General features: G+C 55.8%; 24 protein-coding genes and 1 tRNA gene. 17 read left to right on the forward strand and 8 right to left on the reverse strand.

Annotated features, from left to right (window positions below; translation table 11 throughout):
- Positions 1-157: 157 nt before the first annotated feature.
- Positions 158-829 carry a Bax inhibitor-1/YccA family protein gene (locus tag ACZ9C1_RS02685; RefSeq protein WP_028692373.1) on the reverse strand — a complete coding sequence of 224 codons (672 nt, stop codon included), beginning with the start codon at positions 827-829 and terminating at the stop codon, positions 158-160.
- Positions 830-975: 146 nt separating this feature from the next.
- Here ACZ9C1_RS02685 and ACZ9C1_RS02690 point away from each other — a divergent pair.
- Positions 976-1063 (forward strand) — tRNA-Ser (locus ACZ9C1_RS02690).
- Positions 1064-1184: 121 nt separating this feature from the next.
- On the opposite strand, the gene ACZ9C1_RS02695 is transcribed toward ACZ9C1_RS02690, so the two are convergent.
- A complete protein-coding gene (locus tag ACZ9C1_RS02695) occupies positions 1185-2234 on the reverse strand; it encodes a tyrosine-type recombinase/integrase (protein ID WP_236180515.1) in 1050 nt (349 codons plus the stop codon).
- A gap of 1 nt (position 2235) precedes the next feature.
- Positions 2236-2481, reverse strand: coding sequence for a DUF4224 domain-containing protein (locus ACZ9C1_RS02700; protein ID WP_476253515.1), 246 nt, complete (start codon positions 2479-2481; stop codon positions 2236-2238).
- Positions 2482-2548: 67 nt separating this feature from the next.
- Here ACZ9C1_RS02700 and ACZ9C1_RS02705 point away from each other — a divergent pair, with 67 nt between their 5' ends.
- The 3 genes from ACZ9C1_RS02705 to ACZ9C1_RS02715 all read left to right on the forward strand — a co-directional run bounded on the left by ACZ9C1_RS02705 (position 2549) and on the right by ACZ9C1_RS02715 (position 5540).
- Complete coding sequence (locus tag ACZ9C1_RS02705) at positions 2549-2731, forward strand: hypothetical protein (protein WP_476253516.1); 183 nt, start codon at positions 2549-2551, stop codon at positions 2729-2731.
- A 505-nt stretch (positions 2732-3236) separates the two neighbouring features.
- Entirely contained in the window at positions 3237-4274 is a 1038-nt protein-coding gene (locus ACZ9C1_RS02710; protein WP_476253517.1) for a GTP pyrophosphokinase, read from the forward strand.
- A gap of 198 nt (positions 4275-4472) precedes the next feature.
- Positions 4473-5540: a hypothetical protein gene (locus tag ACZ9C1_RS02715; RefSeq protein WP_476253518.1), complete on the forward strand. Its 1068-nt coding sequence runs from the start codon at positions 4473-4475 to the stop codon at positions 5538-5540.
- 93 nt (positions 5541-5633) lie between these two features.
- On the opposite strand, the gene ACZ9C1_RS02720 is transcribed toward ACZ9C1_RS02715, so the two are convergent.
- The gene (locus tag ACZ9C1_RS02720) at positions 5634-6332 is read right to left on the reverse strand and encodes a hypothetical protein (RefSeq protein WP_476253519.1); all 699 of its coding nucleotides are present in this window, start codon (positions 6330-6332) and stop codon (positions 5634-5636) included.
- A gap of 121 nt (positions 6333-6453) precedes the next feature.
- On the opposite strand from ACZ9C1_RS02720, the gene ACZ9C1_RS02725 reads away from it, so the two are divergent.
- Entirely contained in the window at positions 6454-7359 is a 906-nt protein-coding gene (locus ACZ9C1_RS02725) for a toll/interleukin-1 receptor domain-containing protein (protein WP_476253520.1), read from the forward strand.
- A 33-nt stretch (positions 7360-7392) separates the two neighbouring features.
- On the opposite strand, the gene ACZ9C1_RS02730 is transcribed toward ACZ9C1_RS02725, so the two are convergent.
- The 4 genes from ACZ9C1_RS02730 to ACZ9C1_RS02745 all read right to left on the reverse strand — a co-directional run bounded on the left by ACZ9C1_RS02730 (position 7393) and on the right by ACZ9C1_RS02745 (position 9531).
- Positions 7393-7644: a hypothetical protein gene (locus ACZ9C1_RS02730; RefSeq protein ID WP_476253521.1), complete on the reverse strand. Its 252-nt coding sequence runs from the start codon at positions 7642-7644 to the stop codon at positions 7393-7395.
- Positions 7645-7663: 19 nt separating this feature from the next.
- Positions 7664-8047 carry a helix-turn-helix domain-containing protein gene (locus ACZ9C1_RS02735; RefSeq protein WP_476253522.1) on the reverse strand — a complete coding sequence of 128 codons (384 nt, stop codon included), beginning with the start codon at positions 8045-8047 and terminating at the stop codon, positions 7664-7666.
- A gap of 244 nt (positions 8048-8291) precedes the next feature.
- Positions 8292-8486: a hypothetical protein gene (locus ACZ9C1_RS02740; RefSeq protein ID WP_476253523.1), complete on the reverse strand. Its 195-nt coding sequence runs from the start codon at positions 8484-8486 to the stop codon at positions 8292-8294.
- Between the two features lie 316 nt (positions 8487-8802).
- A complete protein-coding gene (locus ACZ9C1_RS02745; RefSeq protein WP_050706358.1) occupies positions 8803-9531 on the reverse strand; it encodes an XRE family transcriptional regulator in 729 nt (242 codons plus the stop codon).
- 103 nt (positions 9532-9634) lie between these two features.
- On the opposite strand from ACZ9C1_RS02745, the gene ACZ9C1_RS02750 reads away from it, so the two are divergent.
- From ACZ9C1_RS02750 to ACZ9C1_RS02805, 12 genes are all read left to right on the forward strand, one after another.
- Complete coding sequence (locus ACZ9C1_RS02750; RefSeq protein WP_476253524.1) at positions 9635-9913, forward strand: helix-turn-helix transcriptional regulator; 279 nt, start codon at positions 9635-9637, stop codon at positions 9911-9913.
- Between the two features lie 147 nt (positions 9914-10060).
- Complete coding sequence (locus ACZ9C1_RS02755; protein ID WP_476253525.1) at positions 10061-10804, forward strand: helix-turn-helix domain-containing protein; 744 nt, start codon at positions 10061-10063, stop codon at positions 10802-10804.
- Entirely contained in the window at positions 10801-11484 is a 684-nt protein-coding gene (locus tag ACZ9C1_RS02760; RefSeq protein WP_476253526.1) for a replication protein P, read from the forward strand. Before ACZ9C1_RS02755 ends, ACZ9C1_RS02760 begins: the two co-directional genes overlap by 4 nt.
- Positions 11481-11693, forward strand: coding sequence for a hypothetical protein (locus ACZ9C1_RS02765; RefSeq protein ID WP_476253527.1), 213 nt, complete (start codon positions 11481-11483; stop codon positions 11691-11693). The genes ACZ9C1_RS02760 and ACZ9C1_RS02765 overlap by 4 nt, the downstream gene beginning before the upstream one ends.
- The gene (locus ACZ9C1_RS02770; protein WP_476253528.1) at positions 11675-11971 is read left to right on the forward strand and encodes a DUF1364 domain-containing protein; all 297 of its coding nucleotides are present in this window, start codon (positions 11675-11677) and stop codon (positions 11969-11971) included. The genes ACZ9C1_RS02765 and ACZ9C1_RS02770 overlap by 19 nt, the downstream gene beginning before the upstream one ends.
- Complete coding sequence (locus tag ACZ9C1_RS02775) at positions 11968-13266, forward strand: tyrosine-type recombinase/integrase (RefSeq protein ID WP_476253529.1); 1299 nt, start codon at positions 11968-11970, stop codon at positions 13264-13266. The genes ACZ9C1_RS02770 and ACZ9C1_RS02775 overlap by 4 nt, the downstream gene beginning before the upstream one ends.
- Complete coding sequence (locus tag ACZ9C1_RS02780) at positions 13263-13595, forward strand: hypothetical protein (protein ID WP_258598409.1); 333 nt, start codon at positions 13263-13265, stop codon at positions 13593-13595. Before ACZ9C1_RS02775 ends, ACZ9C1_RS02780 begins: the two co-directional genes overlap by 4 nt.
- 10 nt (positions 13596-13605) lie before the next feature.
- Entirely contained in the window at positions 13606-14292 is a 687-nt protein-coding gene (locus tag ACZ9C1_RS02785) for a hypothetical protein (protein ID WP_476253530.1), read from the forward strand.
- 933 nt (positions 14293-15225) lie between these two features.
- Positions 15226-15549, forward strand: a complete 324-nt coding sequence (locus ACZ9C1_RS02790; RefSeq protein WP_476253531.1) for a phage holin, lambda family — start codon at positions 15226-15228, stop codon at positions 15547-15549.
- A 40-nt stretch (positions 15550-15589) separates the two neighbouring features.
- Positions 15590-15934, forward strand: coding sequence for an HNH endonuclease (locus ACZ9C1_RS02795; RefSeq protein ID WP_476254552.1), 345 nt, complete (start codon positions 15590-15592; stop codon positions 15932-15934).
- Entirely contained in the window at positions 15834-16223 is a 390-nt protein-coding gene (locus tag ACZ9C1_RS02800; protein WP_258598403.1) for a hypothetical protein, read from the forward strand. Before ACZ9C1_RS02795 ends, ACZ9C1_RS02800 begins: the two co-directional genes overlap by 101 nt.
- 115 nt (positions 16224-16338) lie before the next feature.
- The gene (locus ACZ9C1_RS02805) at positions 16339-16815 is read left to right on the forward strand and encodes a phage terminase small subunit P27 family (protein WP_476253532.1); all 477 of its coding nucleotides are present in this window, start codon (positions 16339-16341) and stop codon (positions 16813-16815) included.

Below are 16815 nucleotides of genomic sequence, written 5' to 3' on the forward strand. Positions count from 1 at the left end.
TTGCGGTAGAGGCAAGCACGATGGGTGCACAATCGCGGAGGAAGGTGCTAATAAGCTGACTTTTAAGTCAATGTTTGTGAGGTTCCCGGCGCTGTTCAACGGGCATGAAAAAGCCCGCCGAAGCGGGCTTTTCCTTAAGCGCTGGCAACCGATTCGATCAGTCGTCGCGGCCCATGATGCCGAACAGCTGCAGCAGGCTGACGAACAGGTTGTAGATCGACACGTACAGGCTGATGGTAGCCATGATGTAGTTGCGCTCGCCGCCATGGATGATGGCGCTGGTCTGGAACAGGATGCAGACCGACGAGAACAGCACGAAGCCAGCGCTGATCGCCAGTTGCAGGCCGCTGATCTGGAAGAAGAAGCTAGCCACCACGGCACCCAGCAGGACGAAGAAGCCGGCGGTGATGAAGCCGCTGAGGAAGCTCATGTCCTTGCGGGTGATCAGCACGTAGGCCGACAGGCCGCCGAACACCAGGGCGGTCATGGCGAAGGCCGAACTGACCACCTCGGCGCCACCGGCCATGCCCAGGTAGCGGTTGAGGATCGGGCCGAGGATGAAGCCCATGAAGCCGGTGAGGGCGAAGGTGGATACCAGGCCCCAGGCCGAGTCACGCAGCTTGTTGGTGAGGAAGAACAGGCCGTAGAAGCCGATCAGCACCACGAAGATGTTCGGGTAGCCGACACGCATCTGCTGGGCGACGAAGGCCATGATGCCGCTGAAGGCGAGGGTGAGGGCCAGCAGGCTGTACGTGTTGCGCAGGACCTTGCTGACCTCCTGCTGCTCGACCTGCTGGCCGTGTTGGACGGCGTAATCCTGTTCGCGCATGGCGCACTCCTTTGGGGTGAGACCGCGGTCCGGGACCTGCGGTAATGGAACGTATGGTGCAGAGCATATCAGAGCTGTCGCAAGCCGCGACACAGAGAGTTTGACAGCTTGTTACATTAAGGTATTATTGCCGCCGCAAAACAGCTGGAAGCGTGGCCGAGTGGTTTAAGGCAACGGTCTTGAAAACCGTCGATGGGCAACTATCCTAGAGTTCGAATCTCTACGCTTCCGCCACATTCAAAGCCCTGATTTTTCAGGGCTTTTTGCGTTTTTGGGGCATAGTAAAACCGCCCATGGGAACACCCTTGGGAATGGCTCCAGGTACTTTGAATTAGGACGCGTCCTAATACTTTGCTCATTTGGTCGGCTTGGCGAGTGCCCCGACGCGTCGATAAACCCTCTCGGTTATGTCTCCTTTCGTATGGCCAAGCAGTAGGCTGGCATGGTCGACATCGGTGATTTCCGAAGCTGCCTTCGGGCGAATGTCGCGGAACTGGAATTGGCTGATCCGGCCCGCTAGGACCTGGTCCCCGGCTGCTACAGCTTCCTTCACCGCTTGCTCTCGTGCATCGTCCCAGCGGTGTCGTAGCATCGCGGCTGTGACCCGTTTGCCCGCCTCGGTGAGTATCAAGTAGGGCGAGCCGTGAGCCTCATTGCGTTTCAAGATCTTTTCGATCAAGACGCCCAGACCGCTGGCCAATCCGTCCACCTCCAGCATGATCCGCAGCTTCTTGTGGGTCTTCTTCTGTTTGACGCCGAGGGCTTTGTCCTCGATGTCATCTTTCCTCATCACCAGCACATCCGCAGGACGCTGGCCTGTCAAATACGCCAAGTCCATGGCGACTCTCAAATCATCAACCGCTTTCGCATAGACCGCACTCCAGACCGCGTCATTGGCGTAGAAATCTCGCGGCGTCTCCTTGTTTTTACGCACACCTTGGCAAGGGTTCTCCTTCGTGGTGAAGCCCCACTCTCGGGCCAGGTTGTATACGTGGGACAGAAGCGCGATCTCCCGGTTTGCCCTCACGGGCGCTGATCTGGCATCCCGGTACTGTGCGACTAGAGCCGGCGTTATTGCGTCAATCGGCGCCTCGTCGAAGAAGGGGCGAAGCTGGCGGAGCTCCGCCAGATTGTCCTTTTGTGTTCGCTCTGCCTTCTTGGGGATTACGTCGCGTTGGTACCTATCGAAGATCGCTTTCATCAGCAACAGATCAAGAGGCTTGTCTTTCGCTTCCAGCTCAGCCCATTTTATTCGGGCGATGTTCAGGTCGGCGCCTAGGGTGATCTCTTTTCCCGATCTGTCTAGGTAGTAGTAGCTGACCCAGACCTTCCCACTTTTGCGCTTGCGCTTTCGTTCGTACAGTCGTGGCGGGAGGTGGCGGTTTTCAGTCTTGCGCGGGCGCATGTCATCTCACTTTCGAAAAATCTGGTGACCACGCGGCGGCCGGTGGTCGGGGTGGTGGAGTGAGGGCCGCCACTTCAAGGGTTACGCCCAACTTCATCCGGGCGTACTGGCGTCCCACCAATGGGCGGCCGCCACGGCTCTCGACGAAATGCCAGGAGCGATCATTGAGCCAGCGGCGCTGCCAGCCCCTGGCTTTGTAGCCGGTTAGATCGGCCAGCTCTTCGTCCGAAAGGATCTCGGTTTGCATGGGATGGTCTCCACGCCGCTGGTGGCGGCAGGTGTGATTAAATGGGGCCTCAATCAGGAGGATCGATATGGGCAAGACAGCCAATAAACTGTTCTACTTCGCGGGCGCACCGCTCGTTGCGATTGGTGCCGCCTTTGCCGCTGTAGGCGCGTCGGGGCAGGAAGCCTTCGGCTACACCGCAGTTGGGCTCCTGGTGCCTGGCTTGTTGTTGCTCGGTGCGGGCTATAGGTCGAGTCGCCAGCGGGCTTAGTGGGGATCAGCCTTTTCCTACAGACCCCGCCCAGCGCGTTCGTCATGATTTGTTTGGTCGCTCAGTCAGTCGTCTTGGGTCCAAGACCGACGTGAACCTGGCTGGGCGGCTCTCCATGTGTGGTGCGCTTGCCGGGTGGCCAGGAACGTATTCCCCTGGCGGCAGCTCGTCGGTCACGTCATGGCCGACCCACTCAAGAAACTTGCCCATCGGTACACGCGGGTAGTGGTGCCCAGGGGCCACTGATGGTCCGTTGTACTGAACCACATTCACTTCGGCATAGATGACAGTTCGATCATTGACCTGGCCGCATATGCGCCCGCAGGCGGGTCTCAAGCTTCGGTAGGGGCGTCATATCGAAAATTCGAAATAGGATTGACTTCACAAAGGGATAGCGCGATAGCTACGCTTGAGAGATCATCGTCTGTAAGAAACAGGGCGTTCGGCATTAAAGGATCGCAGAGCCATTGTCGGGCTTCACGTGTAAATTTTTTTGGGGTGATGAATGGACCATCATACAACCGAAGAGTGGCTGGGCTTGGTACTTCCTAAGTATAAATCGTTAACCATTATGGTTGAGTCGATCCTTGGTAATTTACTAAGGGAGAATGAAATTGATTATCTCGCTATTACCTCAAGAGTAAAATCTGAGGCAAGTGTGCTTGAGAAAATTAAGCGAAAAAAATACAAAAACCCTGCAGTTGAGATTACTGATCTTGGCGGCATCCGGGTAATAGTGTTTTTCGAGTCCGATTTGCACCGTGTCGCTGAAATTGTAGAGCGCTCGTTTGAGATTGATGGTGAAAACTCAAGCGATAAAATGAAGCAGATGTCGGTTAATCAGACTGGCTATAGGTCCTTGCATTATGTTTGTGATATGGGGGTCGATAGAAACTCTCTGCCCGAATATAAGAGCTTGGCTGGCTTAAGGTTTGAGCTTCAAATTAGGACGGTTTTGCAGCATGCTTGGGCTGAGCTTGCGCATGATAGAAACTACAAATTCTCTGGAAAGTTGCCTGCTGATGCCGAGAGGAAACTTTATCTCTATGCGGGCATGCTGGAACTTGCGGACAAAGGACTGGATGAGCTTTCGAGAGAGATGGACGCTCATATCGAGAAGGTGCAGAAGGACATTAGCTCCGGGGTACTTGATGTCGAAATCGACTCGGTAAGTCTAGTACGTTTCGTAGAGGATTGGGCGGACACGCATGATCTTATCCTGGGGCATGTAAAAGCTGGTTATGAGGATCTTATTGAGGAGTTGGATTTATTTGGTGTTCGCACACTGAAGCAGCTCATGGCTATCGTGCCGGATGACTATCATGTTTATGTGTCCAAAGAACCGACAATTTACGGCCTGGTTAGAGATTGGATGTTGATCAAAGACTGGCGCGGGTTCTATGATCGGGTCCCTCACGACTGGGTTTTCGAAGATGGCGACGATGAGCCTCTGTGGAACTATCTATCCACTGAAGATCGTCGAGAGTTCTGTAGCACATTCGATGTTGTACCAAAGATGGAGGAGGAAATTTTGGAGGATTGAATTGTACAAAGACATCCCGTTGCTATGCCCGCCTTGGGCTAAAAATGTACGCGCCTACCCTGCGCGGGGTTAGCTCAAATTATAATTTTTGATTTGGGCGAGGCTTGTTTTGGTCGGATAGTGCGTAATTTTAGTTGTGAGAGATCTAGGGCGGTTTGCCATTATTTTGCGTTTATTAGCTATTCTGGAGTGGGCGGCATGAGGTTTTTTGATTTGCTGGCGGACGCTTCAAAAAATGTGGTTGGGGAGCTGTCTCGCGAATCGCGAGAAGAAGCCAAGCGCACGCGGACTCGCCAAGCGATGCTCTTTCTGTCTCTCTTAGGATTTGGACTGTTTTTTGCTTCTGCTGAGTTAGGGGTTAATCGCTTCCTGGGAATAATTCTTTTTCCGGATGTATTTTCCTATTTGGCAGCGGCATCTTTCGCGCTCGTGGTTGTAGGATTATTGATCTATTTCTACGTCCAGGGCGAACCCTTTATCGAGAGTTATAAGATACGGCAGCCAAATGATGCTCTGGATGCTGATTTGGCTGCTGTAGCCGCTAGGTTAGGCAGCGTAGAAGAGAGCCTATTAGCCCTTGATGACAAGCTTGAGACCTTAAAGCCCGTAAATGAGGCGGTGGTGGATGAAGTTGCTAATGCGATTAAGCAAAAGGCCCACGATAAAATCTGGCAAGAACTAAAGGAGATATCTTCTGAGGTTTCTTCAAGAGATAGGGCGATTTCCCCTATTAATAGTGCTTATGAGAACTCTCGAGAAAGGCTTTTGAATGAGGTTGAGGCTCTTGGGCGTCGGGGGACTATCAATCTGATTTTTGGAGTTCTCACTACCCTAGCGGCTCTGGGGATATTGCTGACGCTGGCATTAGATAGCGTAAATCTTAATAGCTACAAGCTTGTCTCTGCCGATGGTTCAATAAAAGGGCTTGCGCTTGCATTGATTTTGGTGCCGAAGCTTTCACTCGCTATTTTTATCCAGGTGTTCTCTCTGTTCTTCTTGCGCCTGTATCGTTCAGGGTTGTCAGAGATCAAATATTTTCAGAATGAGCTTACCAATTTAGAAGCTAAATATCTTGGTGTGATATCTGCTGTGATTTCAGGCGAAGGGGAGTCGATCAGCGATGCTAGCAAAGCTCTTTTGGCTGTGGAAAGGAATCACGTGCTGAATAAAGGGCAGACTACGATTGAGCTCGAAAAACATAAGCTTGAGCACAAAAGCTCTGCTGAGATATTAAAATATCTTCCTGTTATAATTGGCAAGAAATGAATTTAATTTCAAGAAGTATACTTGGAGCAAAGTTTCGAGCGACAGGGTAGGGCACCAGCCGAGGGGGGAGGCCGCTGGCGGGTCAGGATCGTCTCATTGGCAGTAGCGGATGTCGCCTACATACACCTGCTCGTATTCGACCTTGATGCCGCCAGCGTACAGGTTCAATACCAACGCTTCAGTGCCGTAGGCGCTACTCAGAATCAGCGACTTCTTCATGTCAGTTTCACCTACTCGTAGGGAGTAGCATTCACCCTCACCGGTGAACGCCATCTGCACCTGACAGGAATACTTGTCCACCCCCTCGTTAGCATCAGCATAGAGATGCCAGTATTCGGAGGTGGACGAGTAGGCCGTGCCTTTCTCGATAATGAAAGTCGGGGCCTCGCTGCCGTGCTTGTCACGGAGGTGGCTGTCTTCGAAGGCCCTGGTCAGCTGGTCGATCAGCTCCGAGAGCTTGATTCGCGCTGGCAGTGGCTCAAGCACCTTGGCGAGCTTTTCCGTGATGGTCTGGCGTAGCGCCTGTTCCTGGTAGTCATTGACCATCGCGGAGACTGTCTTGAGCACCAGATCCCCGTAGCGGCCCAGGCCCGCAATCTTGGTAGGCATGGCGCCCGCCAAGCTCTCTTCCAGCAGCTTCTTGAATGGCGAGTTGTAGCTGAACTGCTCCTTGATCGCGCTCGTGACCGCGCTTTCAACGTTCTTGTCGATGATGGGCTGTAGCTTTTCCGGGCTCAGTGCGGCGGCTACCGAGTCGGCTACGATTCCTTCGATGTTGATGTCGAGTTGCATGGCGTATCTCCTGGGCATGCTCCACCCGGTGCGTTGGTGGCGGCATGGTGGCAATTTGTGTATGGATCAGCTATCTATAAATGCAGCGGATCTACCAGATCTATTCTAGAAAGGAGTCGTGATGCCAATTTTTGTAAGTTATTCTCATGCAGATAAAGATAAAATTGATCTGATAGCGGGGCACTTGCTTAGAAAGCGGGCCAGCGTTTGGATTGATAGGTGGGAACTAAGGGCGGGTGATTCTATAATTAATAGAGTTCAAGAAGCTGTCGAAGGATCGAGTGCGCTGTTAATAATGCTATCTAAGGCTTCTGTTGAGTCGGAATGGTGTAAAAAAGAGTTGACTGCGGGCCTGCTGAGAGAACTTGAAGAGCGGCGAGTCGTGACAATTCCTGTCTTGCTGGAAGACTGTAAGATACCAATGTTTTTGCGAGATAAGATGTACGCTGACTTTCGAACGGATTTCGATTCTGGCATGCATACATTGCTTGAGTCGGTGGCGCAATTTTCAAATGTAGATCAAAGTCGTCTTGAAAGTGCTGAAGGGAATCTTGATTGGTCTGTCGATTATGGCATGCATGGGGATGACTACTTTGTTAATTATGTGATAGTGCAGACGTCCGATAAGCAAGAGATGTCATTTGTTACGGATATACTGTGCATTTATAATGATGTTGCAACTCGTCGGCAGCTTAAGTATGAGGCGGCGGATATAGGCTGGATGGGGCGTACTACTAATGCGCTTTTGTTGCTTGATTATGCTGAGAGATCAAAAGATGAGATGTTTCTTGTTTTAGAGAGTCCTGTTCCTCAAAAAAAGAATTTCTTGTTTAGTGATGAAAAGACCGGAGCTGAAGTGCAAATATTGGTCAGGTCTAGAAAGATGGGTAACGACAACGGAAAGGACCAGTTGATAAATATCACGGATTATTTCAGGCATATATTTGGTTATGTGACCAGTGCAGAGAGAAAACCTACTTTGGAAGAGATTGATAAAATGAAGCAGATTCAAGCTACGGCTTGGTAGTGCAAATTTTCGAGAAGCTGTAGTCGACAGACACTACCTCGTTGCAACTGCTTCCATGACGTCAAGGTGGCTTAGGGCTGCCCGATGGCTGAAGCGGAAGCCTTTGGTCTTGCCGGTGGCAATCTCGATGATGTGCCAAGCCTTGCCCTTGGCGACTGCCTGGAATAGAGGTTCGGGCGTCGGGGCAGGGCGGCCAATCAGCTCGTAGAACTCGGCAGTAGCCATGAGAGAGCGTGCACGCAGGGCGGCCAGGCCGTCCACGCGCTGTTGCATGGAGTGGTGCATGAGATGATCCTCTGGGGATTCAGGCGTAGTGCTCGAAGGCCTCGGCCTTGCGAACGATTCGAATCTGAGCAGTGCGCCGCTCGGGCGCTCTCCGGTCGCGGCGCAGTGGATCGCTGTTATCGATGACCGCATGCATAGCGATCAGCCCGGCGAGAGCGATGCACAACGGGCTGATGATCTGCCGTCGCATGGCTTCGGCCACGGCGGCGGCTCGACGCGCTACGCCGAGTTTGAACATCGCGTTTTCAATACGGTTGGCGACTGTGCCCGGAGTGATCTGCATCTGTTGGGCAATTTGTTTGGCGGTCATGCCCTGGGCGACGCCGAGCAGGGCCTCTAGCTCGCGTGGAGCCAGCCCCTTACCAAGGTGGCCTGTCCATGTACCGCAGGTGATCGTTTCCATGAGTGGTCCTTGGTGGGCTGCATTGGAGAGCCAATCCCGCCTGTCTCCCTGAACATGTTGATGTAGGGTCGGGAAGGGCTCTCCGATGCAGCCTGGTGCTGGGGAAGACCAGGTGATCGGGCCAGTCTGTTCCTGGCAGTCAAGGGAAGGGAGCCGGTCAGCCCCGGCTGTTCACCAATGCCAGGTGACGGGCTTTGCAATAGTCAGGGGAGCAGGAAGAGAAGACCTGCTTAACGATTTTCGATTATTCATTCTTTGCCCCGCCCATTGCCGCCTCTCGCAACGCTTCGAGCCCGAAGTGGACTTCAGCTCTTTTGGCCGTCAGCCACGCCCTCGCAGTTTTGAGGCGATTTTCCAGATCCTCTACTAGCTGAACGGCTTTCTGTTCTTCTGCGCAGCTAGTGCGCAGATCTCTCATCAATACGTCGTCGGTGCTCATAGGGCCTCTCATAAGATGATTTCCTATTTGGCCCTCAACGTCGAAGGCCAGTCAGTGAAATCTGTTGATGTCTCCAGCCGCGGCGCTTGCCCGCTGGAAAACTGATTTGGCGCTTTACGCTGCACGCCCAGGGCAGTTGCCACCCCTCTGAACAGTTGAGGCCTGTTCATCGCTGCCTTCGTTGCTGGCCGGTGTCGATCCGGCGAAGGCAAATATCACGTATTGTGTTAATTGATGTCAACACGAAACGTGATTATTTTTCAGGTGAGCAACAAAAAGCCCGGCATTCAGCCGGGCTTGGTTGGCGAAAGGAGTGTTACCAGAGGACCGACGACCAGAAGACTTTCCCTAGAATGACGATCTCTTTAGCGACCATCTCTTCTGCGCTGTATTCCTCGTCAGGATGCTCATCACGGTTGAAGCTGCGCATCCTGATCCCACCACCAGGCAAGCGGTATAGGGTTTTCACCCGCAGCTGGCCGCCATGGTTGATTGCGTACATCTTGCCATCGATTACGGTAGTGGCGCCCTGATCAACGCCTACTGTACTTCCATCGGGTAGCACGGGCTCCATGCTATTGCCGCCAACGGTCACACAAACTGCTTCGCTGGGTTGCACGTTCTGTCGGCGAAGGGTGATTTTGCCGAACCGCAATTTGCGCGTATGTGATTGCTCAACAACCGTGCGGCCTCGGCCTGCTGAAAGCTCGACCTCTTTCAGGTAGGGCACGTATACCTCATCTCCATCCAATGGCGTTTCGTCATCCCACACATCAAATGGGCCAATCATCGTCGCGTTTGATTCGACAGCCTCAGCGCCCGCTTCCGGGGCGCTCGGTTTGTAATCCAAGATGATTTCCGATTCATCCACACCAATCGCATTTGCGATTAGGCGCAGATCCGCGAGAGATGGCTCCCGCGTATCAGTTTCGTAGTTGCCCACCCGTGATTGGGATTTCCAGCCGCAGGCAGTCGCCAGCGCGGCCTGGGAGAGCCCGGCAGCCTTGCGGTGGCGTTTGATGCGTTGTCCGAGGGTCTCTTTCATAGCCGTGATTGTAATCACGTTACGAAATAGCTCGCTTTCACTCTTCGTGATTGAAAATAACACGTTACGTGTTTATCCTGAGGCCCAGTCAAGAGGAACCCCTATGAACCACGTTCGACAGATCCGAAAGGGGGCGGGTATCAGTCAGGCCAGTCTCCGGCGAAAGCTCGATTGGAACCAATCACGGCTCGCAAATTATGAGGCGGGGCGGAGGGCCCCAGGGCTGGAAGAGGCAAGACGGATCGTCTCGGCCCTAAATCAACTTGGAGCGACTTGCGCCCTGGATGATGTTTTCCCTGTTTCAGCCGGAGGTCTGACGCCAAGTGGTGCAGATTCTGATCTAGCCAGCCTTGTGCGAGTAGATGGCCAAAACACCTGCTAATTCATCCAGTACCCAAATCGCGGGCATAAAAAAACCGGGTGGCAGCCCGGCTTTCTCAACTTCTGAATCGGGATCAATTATGCATTTCTCCAATGATGCGCGCAATGCTGCGCCTGTCGCTCTATGTACATCGCAACGGTGGCAAGCGTGAGCGTACAAGCTATGACCTGGGCACTCGCCATTCCCAAAGCTGCACTTGAGAATCCTGCAGCCCGTCATGTCCTGCTCTGCCTCGCCAACTACGCAGGCAGCGATGGAAGAGGGGCATTCCCTTCTGCCGGGACTCTCTCTGACGACACCGGCCTTTCTGAGCGAACAGTACGGCTGAAGCTAGATGAGCTCGCCCAGGCCGGTTGGATCGCTGAGGGAAACCAGGCAATTGCTGCTGCCCATATCGATCGCCGCGACCGTCGCCCCGTCGTTTACGACCTGCTGATTAAGCGGGGTGCATCTGCTGCACCTCGTCCTGAACGGGGTGCAGGAAACCGCACGGGGTGCAGCTCACAGCAGAACGGGGTGCAGCTCACGACCGAACGGGGTGCAGGAGCTGCACCCAATCCGTCATTGAACCAATCTACTCTCTCTCAGCGCGAGCCGTTCGCAATGTCCCTCGAATGGGAACCGAATCCGGAACTGCTGAAAGCCTACGCCCGTCGGGCAGGTCTGACCCTGGATCAGTTCAACGCGGTTGCCATATCCGGCTTTGTACTCCACCACGATGCCAAGGGCCTGGCCCAAACCGAAAAGCAGTGGCTGGCCGCTCTGGTCAGCTGGGTCAAATCCGATCTCGCCCGTGCTGCCCGCTCGCCCGTTGTTCGGACCGGCGGATCGCAGCGCTCCAGCTTCGATGACGATGACACGTCGTGGATCGGGGAAGGGGGCGGCCAATGAATCAGGTTGCAACCGTGGCCCATGGCTTGTGGGCAAAGGTCCAGGCTGGCCAATACGTGCCCTCGGATTACTCGTTGCCTGCCGAGGTGAAGGCCGAGCTCAATCGCAAAACTGCGGCGGTGATCAACGACCTGTTCCGTGATCTGCGGACGATCTGCAGCGCCTGGCAGCGAGCGTGGCCCGACGAAGCAACGTACAAGGCCGCAAAGCAGCAATGGCTGACTGCGTTTCTCGAGGCCGGTATCAACACTCCGGAGCAACTGCAGTTCGGTTTGATGCGCTGCAGGCAGTCCGGCCGTGAATTCATCCCAGCCCCCGGGACGTTCATCGAGTGGTGCCAGCCTTCGCCGGAAATGCTGGGCCTTCCCCCGCTGGCTACTGCCTTCCGCGAGGCTTGCCGTAACGCGCATCCCGCCATGGCAGGGAAGGGCAAGTGGACCCACGACGCGGTCTGGCACGCCGCCAAGGAAAGTGGTTTCGAGAACCTGAACAAGCTGGCTACTGACGTGAGCGCCAAGCTGTTCGAGCGCAACTACACGATTGCCGTTCGGCGCCTGGTTGCAGGTGAACCGCTGCAGAAAATGCCGTTGGCACTCCCTGCAGAGGTGCCAGGCCAGCGCACGCCGAAAGTTGGAAATGAAGCTCTGGCGGCGATCCGATCCAGGATGCTCGGCCGATGATCGAGCTTCCTGCACCTGACCTTACTGAATACCGATACGCGCTGTACTGCCGCTCCGACCTGTTCGGGCTCTCCAGTACCTCGCATCCACCCATTGCGCTCTACCGCGACGAGGCGGTGGCCATCGCCCATGGCCAACTCATGTGGCCGAGCGCTTTCACCGTCATCGACCTTCATGGAGAAGACAGCCCATGCGGCAATCGAAGCTGACCAAGGCCGCACGCGGCCGGGAGTGCCAAGTGCGCATTCCCGGGGTGTGCAACGGCAATCCAGAAACTACCGTGCTTGCGCATTACCGTATGGCGGGCACCTGCGGCGTGGGCTTTAAGCCACACGACATGCAGGGCGCTTGGGCGTGCAGCGCCTGCCATGATGTCTGTGATGGCCGTCGTCGCGATATCGACCGCGATACAGCGCGGCAGTACCACGCCGAGGGAGTGATGCGCACCCAAACTACCTTGCTCCTTGAGGGGGTGCTGACCGCATGAGTGCGACTCGGGAAGTGAAGTTCAGCGAGGCCGAAGTTCGCCGGCAGGCTGCCGACAAGGCCGTACGCGACCTGCGCGACCCTCGTCACCCAGGCCTGTACCTACGCTTCTGGATTACCCGCGAGCGCGGCACGTGGCACCTCGTGCGTGGCAAGAAGTGGGTGCCGGTCGCACGTTGGCCTGAGCTGGGTGTTGCAGCGGTGATTGCCGAGCTGCCCGCGCTGCGTCGGCGCCTGTTGCGCAATCCGGCCACCGCGCCCGTGGCGTCCGGCATGAGTACTGTGGGCCAGCTGCTGGACTGGTACGGCGATCGGATGACCCGCGACCGCTCGTTGTCGGCGAAGCGCAAGGCAGGTGCACGGTCTGCCATCGCTCAGCACCTAAAGCCACGCTTGGCGGATCTGGCCCTAGCGGAAGTGAGTGCCGACTCTCTCGACAAGCAAATGATGTGGCCGGCTCAGGCCGATGTGTCGCTCTCGTACCTGAGGCAGATGTTCGCCTTGTTGCTGACCGCCTTCCGGCAGGCTCTGAAGCTGGGCCTGATCGACGGGAACCCCATGGCCGGGATGCGCTTCAATGACTTCACCAAGGCCAAGATCTTGCCGAAGGCGGCGCGCCTGCGTGACGTGCAGCTACCCGAGCTGATGCAGCAACTGGCTCACGCCTTCGACTCGACCCCCAGTGACGCGATGCTGGCCCTGATGATGCTGGCCCACGGCACCCGAATTGGCGAGACCCGTATGGCGCGGTGGGCTGATGTCTCGTTGGCGGCGGCCGAGTGGTTCATCCCAGCGGCGAACACCAAGACTCGCACCGAGCACCGCTTGCCTCTGACCGCCCAACTGCAAGCAATGCTGACCCGGTACCGGGCGATTCAGCAGGCTCAGGGTTATCAGGGCGCCTACCTGTTCCCGAGTCGACGCGGGCTGCCGCTGAGCGAGACGCAGGCCAGTGCCGTGTTCACCCGGTTGGGGCAGGGCGCCTGGACCAGTCACGACCTACGCAAGGTGTCCCGCAGCACCTGGACCGACCTCGGCATCGACGGCCACATCGGCGAGATGCTGCTGAATCACTCGCTGGGCAAGATCGCCAGCACCTACATCCACACCCAGGCCATGCAGCAGCGCCGGGCAGCCCTGGAGAAGTGGCACACCTGGTTAGACGGCATTGGCTTCGGTGCCATTCACGGCCTTACAGAGGCCTTATCCGAGATTTCTCATAACGGCGCTCAGCCCGCTAATGGCGCGGCTTCGAGCGACCTTACCGAATTTGTTACTAGCGAGGATTCGAAATGACAGGGAAGCGCCATGGACCATCTCTCCGGCGAGAGCTCAAGTTCATCATCGAGTGCACCACCTGCGGCGGAAGCGGACTCTTCATTGGTGTGTTCCATCAGATGGATTGTCCGCACTGCTTGGGGGCTGGATGGCTTTGCGGACACTCACTCAAGCCTCTTGCGGCGAGCGACATCGTTCCGGTGCTCAACAGTCGTCTCAGGGACGCTCTGGCCGAGATTGCAAAGGCCAGGGAACTGCTTGGGGCGGGCAGTTCGCAGGGGCCGGAGCGGCAGTATCACGAGAACAATCGCCGCGGCGCCGGCGGCACCAACTACACCGGGGATTGAGGGGAAAGGAATGATCTACAGCAGCGTATCGGGTGCAGTAGTTGCCGCTCTGGCGGCAGGAGAAAAGGGTGCTGCTAAGGGCCAGGCATGGCAGAAGCTCTATAAGTCGGCAGAAGAAGAGGGTGGGTGCCTCGCCTCACTTGGCGGCAGCAGCGGCGGCTGTGACCGCGCTCAGGTGGATTACTGGCTGTCAGCGCGGCTGCACCACTTGCTGATCCCGCGCCACTGGAACGCGCTCAACGCCAAGTACGCCACCAACAAGGCCAAGCGGCTTCACGGGATCTCAGGCATCGCGCCACTGATCGCCAGTCCAGCGCCGCAGCTGTTCATCTACAAGGCCGTGACTGCCTGGGCCGTGCCGAAGCTCAAGGGCACTCGTCGCCAAGGTCCGCGGTCGGTGGTCGTGGACATCCCCCTGGATGCGCCAGAGTGGAGACGCGAGCGGCTGGTCAACGCGGCCCTCGCCGCTGGCCAGGCTGAGCGGTCCAAGGCCGAGGCGCTGGCCGAGGACCTGATCGTCCTGCCGGCCAGCTTCTACGACATGAACACCTGGGATACCGATGCTACTCCCGAACCGACGCGGTACCGCTGGCGGGCCGGCATCAAGGACAAGCTCGACGGAATGATTGACGACGCTTTGGTTGAGGTGCGCACCATCCTTGAGGCGGAAGGGCTGCTGATCAAGGATGCTGCGTAATTGCCTGTTGACATCAGTGATAGAGTGAGAGAAATTATCGCCATCCTGTCATTCCTGCATGTGTTTAGGACTGTTCAACAAAAGCCCGGCCAGTGTGTCGGGCTTTGTCGTTTCAGGAGATGTTTAAAGCCCGGTAGACGCGTGAAGGGGTAACAGTCTGCGTGGCGACTGGGGGAGGCGCCAAAACTGCGGCCTGACAGGGTCACGATTCCCGCCACCCTCCAAATCTCCATTTCAAGTAAGTCGGTGCCCTGTAACTGCAGGGAGTAGGATCAATCAAGGTCAAAATACTGGTTGCATGTACAGTATTCGGGTGAGATAATACGACTGCTCCATTGTCAGATCCACGCGGTGCGCGCAATGCGCATGTTGGGTTTTTCTAGAGAAGGCCTTTGAGTCTCGAGCGATAGTGGTTAGGCGCTAATACTGCCTAATGAATCTATTCAATCATTTTCTAAGGTAAATCTATGACAGTTCGCACTCTCGGTAAAAATTTCAAGAACGAAGACGTAAATGGTAGCGTAAATCAGGTGCATACTATCGTTGCCCCGGAGCAGAATTTGCATGGTCTAGTGATTAGATCTTTGCATAATCCTATCTACGACTACGCTTATGTTTATGGTCCAGTCAAACCACTGGGTCGAAACGATACTACTTGCGTTAGGTTTTTGGCGGATTGCGTTAAGTTTGACGACTACTTCGTTCCGGCTGGTAATGGAGTTTATTTCCTACTTACGACTTCGTATACTAATAAGTGCCATGTTTCGTGGGACTTCCTCAATGCAGATGGATCGGTAGCATAAAGTATTTTTTCATTGCATTAGCTTGCTTAGTACTGATCGCATAAGCTTGAAATTTGCATTGAACCCTTCGAGAGGCTCGCCAATTGGCGGGCCTTTTTCATTTTAGCTCCCCGAAACGGGAGGAATCGAGATGCCGAACATGCCAGAAAAGGACCCAGGCCTGTGGGCCGCTGTGCTCGCATGGTTGATCGCACATCAGCCACAGCTTTATGCAGCAGGCTTGTCCGTTGGTATCGCCGTACTGCGTGTTATGTATGGCGGTGGTAGCCGCCGTCAAATGTACCTGGAGGGCGCTTTGTGTGGACTGGTGACGCTGTCGTTTGTCCCGCTATTGGAATGGCTTGGCCTGCCGCAGAGTATGGCCACATTCGCCGGTGGCGCTGTGGGCTTCCTGGGTGTCGAGAAAGTGCGCGGCTACTATGATCGCGTGGCCGCCCGACAGATTGGCGGCTGATGTCATGCCACCGAAAGCCAAGCGTCCTTGTCGTGTACCTATGTGTCCCGGTAAAACCAGTGATAGCAATGGTTACTGCGGCGCGCATGCCTCGCTGGCAGTTGGTTGGAGCAACCCGGGTCGTGGCACTGCTGAGCAGCGCGGCTATGACTGGGCATGGCGCAAGCTAGCTAAGGCAGTGCTCAAACGTGACCGTTATCTGTGCCAGTGCCCTGAATGCAATGGTCGGCGCCTGCCGGCTACAGAGGTTGACCATCGCACACCCAAGTTTGAAGGGGGAAGAAATGACTCATCCAACCTGTTTGCCATCAATGAAAACTGCCACAAGTTCAAAACGGCGGCAGAGTCGGCGCGGGCGCGGTCAGGCCGTTCGCCTGGCGCGTGAAGCTATGCGTTTGCGCGAAAAAGCGATTAAGCGCAGCCGAAGTACCGAGCTGATCCGCCATGGTGACTGGCACCTGGATCGAGCGCTGTACTCCTGGAAAAACATTCATAAGCTTGGAATTCCAGAGCTGATTTCGCGTGTTCTGCATGAGTTAGTGGCAGCAATTGACGCATACATGCATGCCGCTGACGGTGTGCCAGAGCGTCCGTTTCCTCATCTGGCTGCCTTTATCGATGGCGAGAGTCTGCGGGCAAAATTAGCGAAAAGTGGTCAAAAATCGGCCAATTGAGGGGGTGGGGCAATATTTCTACAGCTTTCGTCTCTCTCCACCGATCGCCCAGCCTTTTTCACACACCCGCGAAATTAAAAAAAATCGCATTCCAGAAAATCGGGAGGCCTGAACGATGGGGCGACCCGCGAAACCTACCGCCCTCAAGCTGCTGCAGGGCAACCCCGGCAAGCGAAAACTCAAGAAGGACGGCCCCGCGCCGGCGCCGCTGGCGGAAACCCCAAACGCCCCGGAGTGGCTGGGGGAATGGGCCATTGAAATGTGGGACACCATTTCGCCCTGGTTGACCCAGACCGGGATCATGACCCGCACCGATACCCACAACCTGGCGGTCTTCTGCGCCGCCTATGAGCGGTGGCGGTTGGCTGAGGCAGAAGTGGCCAGCAATGGCATCACCGTCGTGGACGCCAAAGGTGTGCTCAAGAAGAACCCCGCCTGCACCGTGATCAACGAGGCGCTACGCCAGGTGGCCAGCTTCGGGGCAGCCCTCGGGCTGGACCCGGCCAGCCGTGCGCGTCTCATGGGCAGTGGCGGGCCGGAGAAACCAGAAAACCCGTTCATCGTGCTCAAAGGAGGGCGGGCCTCGAAGTGA

The organism is Pseudomonas sp. TE21435 (assembly GCF_056279265.1).

What these genes read in the sequence shown, in the direction of transcription:
- ACZ9C1_RS02740 (WP_476253523.1), bottom strand. Translation starts at nt 8,486, where the DNA reads ATGAGCACCGACGACGTATTGATGAGAGATCTGCGCACTAGCTGCGCA.
- ACZ9C1_RS02800 (WP_258598403.1), top strand. Translation starts at nt 15,834, where the DNA reads ATGACTCATCCAACCTGTTTGCCATCAATGAAAACTGCCACAAGTTCA.
- ACZ9C1_RS02780 (WP_258598409.1), top strand. Translation starts at nt 13,263, where the DNA reads ATGACAGGGAAGCGCCATGGACCATCTCTCCGGCGAGAGCTCAAGTTC.
- ACZ9C1_RS02785 (WP_476253530.1), top strand. Translation starts at nt 13,606, where the DNA reads ATGATCTACAGCAGCGTATCGGGTGCAGTAGTTGCCGCTCTGGCGGCA.
- ACZ9C1_RS02790 (WP_476253531.1), top strand. Translation starts at nt 15,226, where the DNA reads ATGCCGAACATGCCAGAAAAGGACCCAGGCCTGTGGGCCGCTGTGCTC.
- ACZ9C1_RS02700 (WP_476253515.1), bottom strand. Translation starts at nt 2,481, where the DNA reads ATGCAAACCGAGATCCTTTCGGACGAAGAGCTGGCCGATCTAACCGGC.
- ACZ9C1_RS02795 (WP_476254552.1), top strand. Translation starts at nt 15,590, where the DNA reads ATGTGTCCCGGTAAAACCAGTGATAGCAATGGTTACTGCGGCGCGCAT.
- ACZ9C1_RS02715 (WP_476253518.1), top strand. Translation starts at nt 4,473, where the DNA reads ATGAGGTTTTTTGATTTGCTGGCGGACGCTTCAAAAAATGTGGTTGGG.
- ACZ9C1_RS02730 (WP_476253521.1), bottom strand. Translation starts at nt 7,644, where the DNA reads ATGCACCACTCCATGCAACAGCGCGTGGACGGCCTGGCCGCCCTGCGT.
- ACZ9C1_RS02750 (WP_476253524.1), top strand. Translation starts at nt 9,635, where the DNA reads ATGAACCACGTTCGACAGATCCGAAAGGGGGCGGGTATCAGTCAGGCC.
- ACZ9C1_RS02705 (WP_476253516.1), top strand. Translation starts at nt 2,549, where the DNA reads ATGGGCAAGACAGCCAATAAACTGTTCTACTTCGCGGGCGCACCGCTC.
- ACZ9C1_RS02805 (WP_476253532.1), top strand. Translation starts at nt 16,339, where the DNA reads ATGGGGCGACCCGCGAAACCTACCGCCCTCAAGCTGCTGCAGGGCAAC.
- ACZ9C1_RS02720 (WP_476253519.1), bottom strand. Translation starts at nt 6,332, where the DNA reads ATGCAACTCGACATCAACATCGAAGGAATCGTAGCCGACTCGGTAGCC.
- ACZ9C1_RS02710 (WP_476253517.1), top strand. Translation starts at nt 3,237, where the DNA reads ATGGACCATCATACAACCGAAGAGTGGCTGGGCTTGGTACTTCCTAAG.
- ACZ9C1_RS02735 (WP_476253522.1), bottom strand. Translation starts at nt 8,047, where the DNA reads ATGGAAACGATCACCTGCGGTACATGGACAGGCCACCTTGGTAAGGGG.
- ACZ9C1_RS02745 (WP_050706358.1), bottom strand. Translation starts at nt 9,531, where the DNA reads ATGAAAGAGACCCTCGGACAACGCATCAAACGCCACCGCAAGGCTGCC.
- ACZ9C1_RS02695 (WP_236180515.1), bottom strand. Translation starts at nt 2,234, where the DNA reads ATGCGCCCGCGCAAGACTGAAAACCGCCACCTCCCGCCACGACTGTAC.
- ACZ9C1_RS02685 (WP_028692373.1), bottom strand. Translation starts at nt 829, where the DNA reads ATGCGCGAACAGGATTACGCCGTCCAACACGGCCAGCAGGTCGAGCAG.
- ACZ9C1_RS02770 (WP_476253528.1), top strand. Translation starts at nt 11,675, where the DNA reads ATGCGGCAATCGAAGCTGACCAAGGCCGCACGCGGCCGGGAGTGCCAA.
- ACZ9C1_RS02775 (WP_476253529.1), top strand. Translation starts at nt 11,968, where the DNA reads ATGAGTGCGACTCGGGAAGTGAAGTTCAGCGAGGCCGAAGTTCGCCGG.
- ACZ9C1_RS02760 (WP_476253526.1), top strand. Translation starts at nt 10,801, where the DNA reads ATGAATCAGGTTGCAACCGTGGCCCATGGCTTGTGGGCAAAGGTCCAG.
- ACZ9C1_RS02765 (WP_476253527.1), top strand. Translation starts at nt 11,481, where the DNA reads ATGATCGAGCTTCCTGCACCTGACCTTACTGAATACCGATACGCGCTG.
- ACZ9C1_RS02725 (WP_476253520.1), top strand. Translation starts at nt 6,454, where the DNA reads ATGCCAATTTTTGTAAGTTATTCTCATGCAGATAAAGATAAAATTGAT.